The organism is Gordonia shandongensis DSM 45094 (genome assembly GCF_000423025.1).
Taxonomy (GTDB): domain Bacteria; phylum Actinomycetota; class Actinomycetes; order Mycobacteriales; family Mycobacteriaceae; genus Gordonia; species Gordonia shandongensis.
In genome coordinates this window covers 135,152-147,674 of the sequence record NZ_AUHE01000001.1, presented here as the reverse complement: position 1 = coordinate 147,674, position 12,523 = coordinate 135,152, and the positions used below count along the sequence as shown (strand labels likewise).

Genomic DNA, 12,523 nt, shown 5'->3' with positions numbered 1-12,523 from the left:
CCGTAGGCGAGGAGCATCCATGAGTTTCATCGAGACCGAAGAGCAGACCGCACTCCGTGAGGCGGTGGCGGCCCTGACGACCAAGTACGGGCACCAGTACTTCACCGACTGTGCGCGGCAGGGCCGCAAGACCGACGAACTGTGGGAGGAGGCCGGTCGCCTCGGTTTCATCGGCGTCAACCTTCCCGAGGAGTACGGCGGCGGTGGCGCCGGGATGTATGAGCTCGCGATCGTCATGGAGGAGCTCGCGGCCGGCGGCAGCGGACTGCTGATGATGGTCGTGTCGCCGGCGATCTGCGGCAACATCATCGCCCGCTTCGGTACCGACGAGCAGAAGCAGCGGTGGATCCCCGGCCTCGCCGACGGCTCGATCACGATGGCGTTCGGCATCACCGAACCCGACGCCGGGTCGAACTCCCATCAGATCACCACCACGGCGGCGCGTGACGGCGACGAGTGGGTCCTGAACGGGCGCAAGGTGTTCATCTCGGGCGTCGATCAGGCGCAGGCCGTGTTGATCGTCGCCCGGACCGAGGACTCGAAGACCGGACGTCTCAAGCCCGCACTGTTCATCCTCCCCACCGATGCGAAGGGCCTCGACGCCCAGGTGATCGAGATGGAGATGGTGAATCCGGAGAAGCAGTTCACGCTGTTCCTCGACGATGTGCGGTTGCCGTCCGACGCCCTCGTCGGCTCGGAGGACGCCGCGCTGAGCCAGCTGTTCGCGGGGTTGAATCCCGAGCGGATCATGGCGTCGGCGTCGGCAGTCGGCATGGGGCGGTTCGCGCTGGATCGTGCCGTCGAGTACGCCAACGACCGCACCGTGTGGAAGGCGCCGATCGGCGCACACCAGGCGATCGCCCATCCGCTGGCGCAGGGCAAGATCGAATTGGAGATGGCGAAGCTGATGATGCAGAAGGCCGCCACCCTGTATGACGCCGGCGACGACTGGGGTGCGGCCGTGCCCGCCAACATGGCGAAGTACGCGGCCGGTGAGGCTGCGGCGAAGCTCGTCGACCAGGCCGTCCAGACGCTCGGCGGCAACGGGCTCACGGTGGAGTACGGGCTTGCGGCGATGCTGCCGCTGTCGCGTCTGACCCGGATCGCGCCGGTGAGCCGTGAGATGATCCTCAACTTCGTCGCCCAGACGAGCCTCGGACTGCCGAAGTCGTACTGAGCCCCAACAGCCTTACGTCCCAGCAGCTTTTCGTCCCAGCCGACTCTCGTCCCAGGAGGGCCCATGTCAGATGATCCCGTGGTGCGGACCGAGCTCGACGCCTCGGTCCTCACCGTCACGCTCGACTCGCCGGCGAACCGGAATGCACTGAGCTCGGTCCTCGTCGCCCAGGTGCGGGCGGCGTTCGACTCCGCTGCGGACGACGCGGTCCGCGCCGTCGTCCTCACCCACACCGGCGGGACGTTCTGCGCCGGTGCCGATCTGGGGGAGGCGTTGCGGCGGGGGCTGAGCCCCGAGGAGGCCACCGAGGAGGGCGGCCGGGCGATGGTCGGGCTGATCCGCGGCATCGTTCAGCTCGACAAGCCGGTCGTCGTGGTGGCGGACGGTCATGTCCGTGCCGGCGGGTTGGGGCTGGTCGCGGCGGCCGACGTCGCACTGGCGGGGCCGTCGGCGACGTTCGCGCTCACCGAGTCGCGGCTCGGCCTCGCGCCTTCCATCATCTCGATTCCCCTGCTGGCGAAGATGACGGCGCGAGCGGCGGGCCGGTACTTCCTCACCGGTGAGCGGTTCGACGCCGACGTCGCTGCTCGGATCGGCGTGGTCACGTCGGCGTCGGCGACGACGGAGGAGCTCGATGCCGATCTCAACGCCGTGCTGGAGGGGATTCGGAAGGCCTCGCCGCAGGGGCTGGCCGCGAGCAAACGACTCACGACGGCCGCGCTGCTCGACGGTTTCGACGAGGCCGCCGCCGCCCGCGCGGCGGAGTCGGCGGCGTTGTTCGGGTCCGATGAGGCGAGGGAGGGCATGACGGCCTTCCTCGGGAAGCGTCGGCCGGAGTGGGACACTAGTCGCCAGTGAACGCACCAGTCCGCGAACCACAGCAGGACCGCTCCCGGGCCACCCGGGAGCGGCTGTTGGCGGCGACCGTCGAGTTGTTGGCGACGCGGGGCTGGGCCGCGACGACCGTGGCGCGTGTCGCCGAGGAGGCCGGCGTCTCCCGCGGTGCCGCGCAGCATCACTTCCCGACGCGGGAGGCTTTGTTCCACGCGGTCATCGAGGAGATGTACGAGACGATGACCGCGGAGGCCGCGGCGTCGATCGGCGACATCCCGACCGGACCCGACCGGGTGGCCGCGGTCGTCGATCAGGCGGTGTCGATCTATACGGGGCCGCCGTTCAAGGCGGCACTTCAGGTGTGGGCCGCTGCGGCCTCCGACCCCGCGCTCGGCGATGTGATCCGTCCGCTGGAGGCCAAATTGGGGCGGGCGGCCCATCGGTTCGTCGTCGCCGGCCTCGACCCCGACGGGACCCGACCCGAAGCACACCGTCTGGCCCAGATCACCCTCGACCTGGCCCGCGGGTTCGGGCTCGCGGACACGCTTACAGACGACTCCCGCCGTCGAGCGGGCGTCGCCGCCGCATGGGTGCAGCAGGTGAAAGCCGCCCTCGGACAGTAGAGGGTCACCCCGGTGGTGGGTCGGGGTCCGTGGTCGGGAGCAGTTCGGCGTGGTGGATGGTGTTGATCTGCCACCGGTGTGGTCCGCCGGTGCCTGTTGTGGTTGGTGTGGTCGGTCGCCAGTGGACGCGTCCGGTGTGGGGGCCGGTGGCCGCGATGCGGGTTTCCCATTGGCCGGGTGCGGTGCCGACGGTGCGGTTGTGGCTGCCGCAGGCGGCTCCGAGGTGGTCGATGTCGGTGGGTCCGCCGTCTTGCCAGTCCGGGAAGTGGTGGGCCTCGGTCCGCGCGAACGGGGCTGCGCAGCCGGGGGCGGTGCAGCCGCGGTCCCGCGCGAAGAGCATCAACCGTTGCGCACGGGAGGCCAGGCGCCGCCCGCGTCCGAGATAGAGGGGCTCGCCGGTGGTGTGGGCGAACACTGCCAGGTGCGGGGTCGCTGCGGCGGCCAATCGGACCAGTTCGCCGATCGGTACCCGTGTCCCGGTGGCGGTCAACGCGATGCCGGCGTGGGCCGCCAACTCGGCGTCGGTGATGGTGACGACGAGTTCGGAGCGCAACGACCCCGACCCCGACGTCGGGGTGTTGGATTGTTGGCGGGCGAGGATCAGGAGGGCGTGCAGGGCGTCGTGGTTGCGTTGCATCGGGGTGCGGTCATCACGTTCGGCCGCCGCGGCCACCACGGCCGGGTCAGCTGATTCGACGGCTCCGGTGGGTGAGGCGGGGTCGTCGGGGTTGTTCATGCCCGGGGCGGCCCAGGACTGCAGCATGATCTCGAGGTCGGCCCGCAGTCCCGGGGTGAGGTGGGTGCGGAGTTTGCTCATCAGCTGGCGGTCTTGGGGCATCAGGGCCAGGCCGCGCAGGCGGCGGCGGTCGCGGTCGTCGGTGAGCTGCCCATCAGGATCCAGATGGGCCAGGAGACGCACACCGGCAGTACGGACGCCGGCGGGGGTCAGGGTGCGGGCCACGGCCGCCAGTTGGGCTTCGGCACCCTCGCGCACGTCGGTGGTGACGGCGGCGGGGATGCGGGTCAGGACGGCGTCGATCTCCAGGACGTGATCGACCCCGATCGCCCCGTCGCCCACCGCGTCGGCCGTCGCGGGACACCGCGGAGACAGGGTTTGACCTTGCATGCTGGTGAATCGTCCGATCGCCGCGGCGGCGACCCGGCGACGGCGGGCGGCGCCGTCTCCGACCCGCAGACCACCGGACAGATACGCGTGCAACGACAGGTAGCCGGCCGTGCGGTAGGCACCCCGATCGGAGATCTCCACCAGGACGGCCGCGTCGGCGGCATCGAACCGGCGCCGCGCCTGCTCCAACGACTCCGCGGCCGTCAACAACTCACCCTCGGTGGATGCGGCCAGCGGTAGTGCGGCCAGCTTCACCGCGACCGCGTTCGCGACGGCGGCCAGGGCGACCGGATCATTGGGCAGCAGGGCGTCCAGGTCGGGTGAGGGCGGCTCGGCGATGATCGTCGTCACGACCCTCACCCCCTAGCGTGTTCCTGCAGCTCATCGCTGCTATTGAAGCTGTGACACGACACTAACAAGACCCTCCGACAAAACGGACGTCCGAACGCCGGCCACCCCGACGACCTTCGACGCAATGGAACCGCGGGCCCGCCGGAGGGGATCATCGGCGGACCCGCGGCGTCTGTGGCGGGGTCAGGTGTGCACGATCACTGCACGGTCACGCGTGCATGATCACCCCGCGCATGTTCTTTCCGTTGCGCAGATCGTCGTACCCGGTGTTCACGTCCTCGAGCGAGTACCGCTGGGTGACGAGCTCGTCGAGCTTCAACTCGCCCGCGTCGTACAGCCTCAGCAGCTTGACGATGTCGTACTGCGGATTCATCGAGCCGAACAGAGTGCCCATGATCGTCTTCTGGTTGAGCGTCAGATCGGCACCCGACACCTGGACGGTCAGCTTGGCCGGATCGGCGAGACCGGTGATGACCACCTTTCCGCCCTTGCCGATCACGGCCGTCGCGGCCTGAACCACCGGCACGTCGACCGTGCCGACGAGGATCAGTGCGGCGTCGGCGCCCTGGCCCCACGTCAGCTCGGTGACCTTCTCCTGAGCCTCCTCGGCGGTGGCGAAGGCGTGCGTGGCACCGAACTTGAGAGCCTCGGTGCGCTTCATCTCGATCGGGTCGACGACGACGACGTACTTGCAGCCCGCCGACACCGCGCCCTGCACGGCATTGATGCCGAGGCCGCCGATCCCGTAGATGACGGCGGTGTCGCCGGCACGCAGATTGCCAGCGTTGACAGCGGTTCCCCACCCCGAGGGGACACCGCAGCCGACGAGGACCGCGGTCTCCAACGGCAGCCAGTCATCGACCTTGACCACCGAGTGCTGGGAGATGGTGGCGTACTCGGAGAACGTGCCGAGCATGCACATGGCGCCGAAATCCATGCCGTCCCCGTGAAAGCGGAAGGTCCCGTCGGGCATCGCACCCTCGAGGATGGTCGCGCCCATGTCGCAGAGGTTCTGGCGGCCGGTGGAGCAGTAGCGGCACGTGCCGCAGTTCGGGATGAAGCTGCACACCACGTGGTCACCCGGCTTCACCTTGGTGACGCCCGGCCCCACCTCCTGAATGATCCCCGACCCCTCGTGACCGCCCACGATGGGGTAGCGGGGCGGCAGATCGCCGTCGGTGAGATGCAGGTCGGAGTGACACAGGCCGGCGGCCGTGTACTTGATGAGGACCTCGCCCTCCTTGGGGCCGTCGAGTTCGAGTTCCATGATCTCGAACGGTCGACCGGCTTCGAGGAGGACTGCTGCTTTCGTCTTCATGGGGTTCCTTTCGGGTGGCCCGCGACGGGCCCGGGTGGAATCGGGATAGCGGGAAGGGAGGGAGCGTGGTCGTCGGCGAGCGCGTCAGAGCGCGATGTTCACCGACTTGGTCTGCGTGTAGAGGTCGATGGCCGAGTCGCCCAGTTCGCGGCCCCACCCCGACTGCTTGAATCCGCCGAACGGGAGGGCGGTGTCGAAACCGTTGTACTGGTTCACCCACACCGATCCCGCCTGCACGCGGGCCGCGGTGCGGTGGGCCTTCGAGAGGTCCTTGGTCCAGATCCCGGCGGCCAGTCCGTAGATCGAGTCGTTGGCGGCCGCGGCGATGTCGTCCTCATCGTCGAACGGAAGCGCCGCGACGACCGGCCCGAAGATCTCCTCCTCGACGATCGAGAACTCGGGCTTCACGTCCACGAACACGGTCGGCTCGATGAAGTAGCCCTGATCGCCCCACCGGTTTCCGCCGGTGAGTGCGCGGGCGCCGTCGGCCAACCCCTGCTGGATGTAGCTGTTGACCCGATCGAACTGCTCCTGCGAGACCAGCGGACCCAATTCGGTGGTCGGATCGAGGCCGGGGCCGATCTTCGCCTGCGCGGCGGCGTCGGCGACGGCCTGGGTGAACTCGTCGAAGATGCTGCGCTGCACGAACAGGCGAGTGCCCGCCACGCAGCACTGGCCGTGGTTGAACATCCACGCGGCCACCGACCCGGCGACGGCTGCCTCGATGTCGGCGTCGGCGAAGACGATGTTGGGGCTCTTGCCGCCGAGCTCCAGCGACACCTTCTTCAGGTTGCCGGTGGATGCCTGGACGATCTTCTTTCCGACCTCGGTGGATCCGGTGAACGCCACCTTGTCGACGCCGTTGTGCGCCGACAGTGCGGCACCGGCGTCGCCGAAACCGGTGACGACGTTGACCACGCCGGGCGGGAAGCCGGCCTCCTCGAAGACCGCGGCCAGCATCAGTGCGCTCAGGGGCGTCTGCTCCGCCGGTTTGAGGACGACGGTGTTGCCTGCGGCGAGTGCCGGGGCCAGCTTCCACGTCGCCATCAGGATCGGGAAGTTCCACGGCACGATCTGCCCGCACACGCCGATCGACTCGCGGCGGGTGTAGGCGTGGAAGTCGAGGTCCGGGCTCGCGAACGGCATCGACGGGGTCACCGAGGAGCCGGTGATCTTGGTGGCCAGACCCGCGTTGTAGCGCCACACGTCGGCCGACCATGCGACGTCGACGGCAGTCGCGATCGCGACGGACTTCCCGTTGTCGAGGGCTTCGAGCTGGCCGAAGATCTCGGCGCGTTCGGAGAGGATGTCGCCCACGCGCCAGATCAGACGCTCGCGCTCGTTGGGTCGCATCCGGCCCCACGGGCCCTCGTAGGCGGCGCGGGCGGCGGCGACGGCGCGGTCGATGTCGGCGGCCTCACCGTGCGGGACGTTCGTGATGATCTGACCGGTCGCCGGATCGTGGGTGGCGAACGAGCGCCCCGACGCGGCGTCGACCCACTGACCGCCGATGAGCATCTGACGATCGCGGGAGACGAAGTCGGCGACCTCGGGAAGCAGGGTGGTGTCGAGCGTGGCGGTCATGGGGCCTCCTGTGATGCGGGTCGAAACGAAGCGTTCAAGTGATGTGCGCCACGTTTGGTGGCGTGCTTCCTTTATCCCCGGTTTCGGCGGCCCCGCCGTGTCCGGAAACTGAACAGTGCGACTGAACAGGTGGACGATCCGGCGGTCGACTCGCGGTCAGCGGTTGATGCCGAGGGCCCGGATCCGGGCGTACAGGGTGGTGCGGGAGACGCCGAGCGACTTCGCGGCGTGCGATTTGTTACCGCCACTCGCATCGAGCGCCTCGATGATCGCCTGCCGCTCGGCCTGCTCCATGCCCATGAGGCGTGATGCGCGGCTGCTGCTGCGGTAACCGTCGGGCAGGTCGGCGGCCGCCACCTGCCGACTGCCGCGGGCGAGGGCGACGGTGGCGGCGGCGTCGAGCACGATGCCGAGTTCGGTGAGGTTTCCCGGCCACTCCTGGGAGGCGAGGGCATCGGCCGCGTCGGGCGCCAGCCGCAGGGCCGGGTCGATCGCCGCCAGCAGTCGGTGGCTGAGCGCGGCGAGCTCTCCGGTGCGCTGCCGAAGCGGGGGGAGCGTGACGCGGCGCCGGCAGCAGGCGACGGTGGCGGCGAGCACCGGTGCGGCGGCCGTCGGCGGCTCCGAGACGAGGACGATCGGCGGCGACGACGGATCGTCCGCGGCCAACGCGGCCTGGGCGAGTCGCATCGAGCGGTCGTCGAGCAGGTCCGCGCCGTCGACGATGAGTCCACGCCCCGCGGACCGGGCGCGGCGGACCGCCCCGGCGAGGTCGGGACCGGAGCCGTCCAGGAGCGCCGACGCGACGTCGACCACCACGGCATCGGGCAGCAGGCTGCGGGCGTGGGTGGAGCGGCCGGTGCCCGGCTCACCGCACACCGCCACGGTCTGGGCCGTCCGGGGCGGCGCGGCGGCCGCGACGGCGTCGACCTCCGGAACGGCCACGCGCGGACGGATGTGGAAGACCGCGGCATGTCGGACGCCGTCGACGCGGTCGACCCACACGTCGGCGTCGAGCCCCGAGACGAGGGTGACCGTGCGTTCGGCGTCGGACGTGTCGGTGACCATCGTCCGGAGCGTTCCGAAGTCGCCGGGTGCGAGCAGTTCTGCGGCCAGGGCGTTCGTGAGCTGGAGGTCGTCGCCCACGGCGGCGATCGCGATGTCGCGGCGGGTGGATGCGCGGTGGAAGTGGGCGATCACCGCGCGGTGATCGGAGTGCGAGCGGTCGCGGAGCCGTTCGGCGATGTCGTCGACGAGGCCGCGGATCAGCGGAACCGACAGCGGGTTGACCTGCGGGGCGACCTCGGTCATGCAGATGATTCCGGCGAGCCGGCGCGTGGCGGGGTGGATGATCGGCCGGCCGAAGCAGCTGAGCTTCTTGAACTGCTCGAGGTAGTGCTCGGTGCCGTTGATGATGAGGTCGCCGCGGACCTCGGCGGTGGTGCCCAGCGCCGTCGTGCCCATCTGAGATTCGTCGAAGGCGGCGCCGCGGATCACGCCGGCCTGCTCGAGGCGCCCCTCGAGGGTCGTCCCGGCCGTGACGCGCGACACCATCCGGCACTGACTGTCGACGAGCAGCAGTGCGGTGTCGGTCCCGGTGAGGATGGTCGCGGCCCGTTCGAGGACGGGGCGCGCGGCGTCGAGCAGCGGGTCGGCGGTCTCGACGTCGTGCAGGAGCGGTTCGGGACGGGCGTCGGGGCGCAGGCCGGCGCGGCCGGCGCGCTGCCACGCGGCGGCGATCACGGGACGCTGGGGGAGCTCGGCTCGCACGACTCCACTGTGGCATGGATCACCGTCCGAGTCGATCGGGTCGCCCGTGCGGGGTCTCGATGCGGCCCGGCTACGGTGAAGCCATGCGAGTGGCGACCTGGAATGTGAACTCGGTGCGGCAGCGTTCCGCCCGACTGCTGCCGTGGCTCGACGAACGGGAGCCCGACGTCGTCTGCCTGCAGGAGACCAAGGTGTCCGACGAGGTGTTCGCCGCCGAACTGGGTGACGAACTGGCGGCGCGGGGGTACCGGTTCGCGCACGCCGGCCAGGGGCAGTGGAACGGTGTCGCGCTCCTGAGCCGGGTGGGTCTCGACGATGTGCGCGTCGCCTTCCCCGGCGTCCCCGGCTTTCCCGACCCGGACGGCGAGCCGGAGGGGCGCGCGGTGTCGGCGGTCTGCGACGGGGTTCGCATCCACTCGGTGTACGTGCCGAACGGACGCAGCGTCGACTCGGATCACTACCGGTACAAACTCGCCTGGCTGTCGTCCTTGCGCGACGCGGTCGCCGGGGAGGCGGACACGACGATGGTGTGCGGCGACTACAACATCATCCCCGCCGACGCGGACGCCTTCGATCCCGAGGCGTTCGTGGGCCACACGCATGTGACGGCACCCGAGCGGCAGGCGTTCGCCGATCTGGTGGATCTGGGGCTTCGCGACGTGGTCCGCGACCGGTGGCCCGACGAACGGATCTACACGTACTGGGACTATCGGGCGGGCATGTTCCATCGTGACCTGGGGATGCGGATCGACTTCATCCTCGCCGGCGGTCCGGTGGCGCAGCGGGCACGCGCCGCCTGGGTGGACCGCAAGGCCCGCAAGGGCACCAAGCCGAGCGATCACGCCCCGGTGATGGTCGATCTCGACACCGCGCCGGACGGCGATGTGGGGCCGATGGTGCCGCCGCCGTCGCGACCCGCGTCCGTCGCGCCCGGATCGGTGACGCTGCCGCACTCGGTCGCCGACTGAACGCTCTGACTGATCCGGGGCGGTCCGGCCGGCCCGTCAGCTGCGGCCGAGCTGGTGGGCCAGACAGTCGCGGAGTGTCGGTCGGCGGAAGTGGTGTCCGCGCGCCGACAGTGCGTCCGGGACGGCCCGTTGGTCGGCGAGCGCCAGCTCACGGGCGCCCTGAGCGCCGAGGATCAGGCGCGGTCCGAAGGCGGGAGTGGGGAGCACGGCGGGACGGCGCAGGACGGCGCCGAGCGTTCGCGCGTACTCGTCGGCGGTGACCGGCGTCGGTGCGGTGGCGTTCACCGGGCCGGACAGCGAGTCGTCGAACAGCACCCGGTGATAGACGTCGACCAGATCGTCCAGGTCGATCCACGAGAGCCACTGCTCGCCGCTGCCGAGTCGGCCGCCGAGCCCCAGGGTGAACAGCGGACGCATGAGGCGCAGGGTGCCGCCGAGAGGGCTCTGCACGATGCCGGTGCGCACGGTCGCGGTGCGCAGACCGGCGCGGTGAGCGGGTTCCGTGGCCTCCTCCCAGTCGGCGACCACGCCGGCCAGGAAGTCGTCGCCCGCGGACGCCGTCTCGCCGAGGAGTTCGCCGGGGCGGTCGTGTCCGTAGACGCCGACCGCGGAGGCGCACGCGAACACCGCGGGGCCGTCGGTCGCGTTCGCCGCGGCCTGCGCGAGCAGGCGGGTCGGTTCGACGCGACTGTCGCGGATCGCGGCGCGGTGCCGGGCGGTGAAGCGGCCGGCGATCGGGGCGCCGGCGAGGTGGATGACGGCGTCGACCCCGTCGAGCAGTCCGTCGGCCGGGGCCGCGGGATCCCAGGTGCGCTCGCCGGGCCCGGTCGCGGCTCGACGCACGAGGCGGATCACGCGGTGCCCGCCGCCGGTGAGGAATGCGCAGAGCTGGGTGCCGACGAGTCCGGTGGCTCCGCTGACCGCGATCACCGACGGTCCGAGCCCGTGTTCGCGGGCCGTCCGGTGGGCGGCGAGGTCGTCGGCCACCTGGCGGTGTCGGAACCGGAAGGTGGCGCGCAGCGCCCGGGCGGGCACCGCGGTGCGAACCGTGTCCGTCATCCGGGTGCCGCACGCGCCGTCGGCGGTGAAGACGTGTTCGTGCCGCCACGGTCCGGCGAGTGCCGGCGGCAGGCTCCGCACCCCGTCGCGTACCCGTTCGTCGGCGAACCGGTGGTCGGGGACGAAGGCGTCGGGGTCGTGGCGGGCCGGCCAGCGGAGCCCGAGCGGGAGGCCGAGTAGGGCGCGACCGTCGGCGAGGGAGTCGGCTTCGGCGAGTGGTCGCATCGGCTGCCACGGCGGGATCAGCCGGGTGAGCGCCCCGGGGCGGCCGTGCCAGGCGAACACCTCCGCGATCGGTTCGTCGACGACTCCGGTGACGGTGATGCCCATCGGATCCTCCTGTCGCGGCCTGTGCGCCGCGGCGTCGTGGGTCAGACGACCCGTTCCTCCCCGAGGGTCCGTTCCTCCCCGAGGAGCTGGTCCTCCAAGTATCGCGGACGGCAGATGAACCAGGCGCCGACGAGCATCACGCCGACGGTCGCGGTGAGGAATCCGAAGGGTACGGCCCAGCCGCCGGTCGCATCGTGCAGGACGCCGAACAGGAGGGGGCCGGCGCAGGCGAGCAGGTATCCGACGCCCTGGCCGAAGCCGGAGATCGACGACGATCCGGCGCTGGTGCGGGTGCGCAGGTTGATGAGGGTGAGGGCCATCGGGAAGGTGGTGGGCCCGATGCCGCAGAACAGTGCCCACAGCCACGGCGCGGTCAGCGGCGCCCACAGGAACCCGGAGAAGCCGACCAGCCAGCACAGGCCGAACAGGATCGCGAAGGGGAAGGGGTTGGCGAAGCGGGCGCACAGCGTGGGGGCGACGAGCGTGCCGATGAAGCCGACGGCGGAGAAGACGGCGACCGTTGTCCCGCCGAGGGACTCGCTGCCGCCGGCGTCCTCGATGATCGACGGGATCCAGGTGAACATGGCGTAGGTCATCAGGGACGTCATGCCGAACATCAGCGCCAGGCCCCAGGCGATGGATCCGCGCCAGACGGGCAGGCGGGTGTCGGGTGCCGCCGCCGGCCGGGCGTCGGCGGGCAGGTCGGCCATCGACCGCCGGGTGCGCACGCGTTCCCGCACCACCCACACCCACGGGAACACGGCGAGCAGGGGGACGAGCGCCCACATGCCGAGCGACCAGCGCCAGTCCGCCGCGTCGGCGGCGGGGACGGCGACGGCGGCCGGGATGATGGTGCCGAGTTGCACGAAGGTGATGTAGACGGTGCTGACCGTCGCGATCCGATCGGTGAAGTAACGCTTCACCAGCGGCGGGATGAGGATGTTGCCGACGCCCATGCCGAACAGTGCGATGCACGAGGTGATGAGCAGCGACCACACGTCGGTCGCGAACGATCGGGTCACCAGGCCCACGCCGGTGAGGATCACGGCGACGAAGGTGAACTGTTCGATCCCGAATCGTCGGCCGAGTCCGGGGGAGAGGACGCCGGCGAGCCCGAACATCAGTGTCGGGAGCATGCCGATGACGCCGTTGACGGCCGTTCCGAAGCCGATGTCGTCGGAGATCCGGCCGAGCAGCGGGGTGATGGATGTGACGGCGGTGCGCAGTGAGAACGCGAAGACGATGAGCGCGATCAGGACGATCGCGCGGCCGCGCCACACGTGGGACGGGATCGCCGACCTGTTCTGCGTTGCGCCGGCTGCGGTGGGGTGGGGCGTCGTCATTCCATGAATCGTAGGATGAATGGTCCTATTTGGGCAATGTGAT

10 protein-coding genes are annotated in these 12,523 nt (G+C 70.5%); 4 read left to right on the top strand and 6 right to left on the bottom strand.

The window, feature by feature from the left end; translation table 11 throughout:
• The first annotated feature begins 19 nt into the window (after window positions 1-19).
• The 3 genes from G528_RS0100795 (at window position 20) to G528_RS0100785 (ending at window position 2,634) form a co-directional block, all read left to right on the top strand.
• Window positions 20-1,177 carry an acyl-CoA dehydrogenase family protein gene (locus G528_RS0100795; RefSeq protein WP_026917304.1) on the top strand — a complete coding sequence of 386 codons (1,158 nt, stop codon included), beginning with the start codon at window positions 20-22 and terminating at the stop codon, window positions 1,175-1,177.
• 63 nt (window positions 1,178-1,240) lie between these two features.
• Window positions 1,241-2,035, top strand: a complete 795-nt coding sequence (locus tag G528_RS0100790; protein ID WP_026917303.1) for an enoyl-CoA hydratase family protein — start codon at window positions 1,241-1,243, stop codon at window positions 2,033-2,035.
• Window positions 2,032-2,634 (top strand): TetR/AcrR family transcriptional regulator, encoded by a 603-nt coding sequence (locus G528_RS0100785; protein WP_026917302.1) that lies wholly within the window; start codon window positions 2,032-2,034, stop codon window positions 2,632-2,634. Before G528_RS0100790 ends, G528_RS0100785 begins: the two co-directional genes overlap by 4 nt.
• Window positions 2,635-2,638: 4 nt before the next feature.
• Here the strand turns inward: G528_RS0100785 and G528_RS15965 are convergent, their stop codons facing one another.
• From G528_RS15965 to G528_RS0100765, 4 genes are all read right to left on the bottom strand, one after another.
• Window positions 2,639-4,111 carry an HNH endonuclease signature motif containing protein gene (locus tag G528_RS15965; RefSeq protein WP_245569631.1) on the bottom strand — a complete coding sequence of 491 codons (1,473 nt, stop codon included), beginning with the start codon at window positions 4,109-4,111 and terminating at the stop codon, window positions 2,639-2,641.
• Window positions 4,112-4,319: 208 nt separating this feature from the next.
• Window positions 4,320-5,429 carry an NDMA-dependent alcohol dehydrogenase gene (locus G528_RS0100775; protein ID WP_026917301.1) on the bottom strand — a complete coding sequence of 370 codons (1,110 nt, stop codon included), beginning with the start codon at window positions 5,427-5,429 and terminating at the stop codon, window positions 4,320-4,322.
• Window positions 5,430-5,513: 84 nt separating this feature from the next.
• On the bottom strand, window positions 5,514-7,013 hold the full coding sequence (locus tag G528_RS0100770) for an aldehyde dehydrogenase family protein (RefSeq protein ID WP_026917300.1): 1,500 nt from the start codon (window positions 7,011-7,013) through the stop codon (window positions 5,514-5,516).
• A gap of 156 nt (window positions 7,014-7,169) precedes the next feature.
• The gene (locus tag G528_RS0100765; RefSeq protein WP_026917299.1) at window positions 7,170-8,780 is read right to left on the bottom strand and encodes a helix-turn-helix domain-containing protein; all 1,611 of its coding nucleotides are present in this window, start codon (window positions 8,778-8,780) and stop codon (window positions 7,170-7,172) included.
• An 83-nt stretch (window positions 8,781-8,863) separates the two neighbouring features.
• On the opposite strand from G528_RS0100765, the gene G528_RS0100760 reads away from it, so the two are divergent.
• On the top strand, window positions 8,864-9,748 hold the full coding sequence (locus G528_RS0100760; protein ID WP_026917298.1) for an exodeoxyribonuclease III: 885 nt from the start codon (window positions 8,864-8,866) through the stop codon (window positions 9,746-9,748).
• Between the two features lie 36 nt (window positions 9,749-9,784).
• On the opposite strand, the gene G528_RS0100755 is transcribed toward G528_RS0100760, so the two are convergent.
• Both G528_RS0100755 and G528_RS15960 read right to left on the bottom strand, forming a co-directional pair.
• Window positions 9,785-11,137, bottom strand: coding sequence for a TIGR01777 family oxidoreductase (locus G528_RS0100755; protein WP_026917297.1), 1,353 nt, complete (start codon window positions 11,135-11,137; stop codon window positions 9,785-9,787).
• A gap of 41 nt (window positions 11,138-11,178) precedes the next feature.
• The gene (locus tag G528_RS15960) at window positions 11,179-12,480 is read right to left on the bottom strand and encodes an MFS transporter (RefSeq protein WP_051198154.1); all 1,302 of its coding nucleotides are present in this window, start codon (window positions 12,478-12,480) and stop codon (window positions 11,179-11,181) included.
• Between the last annotated feature and the right edge of the window lie 43 nt (window positions 12,481-12,523).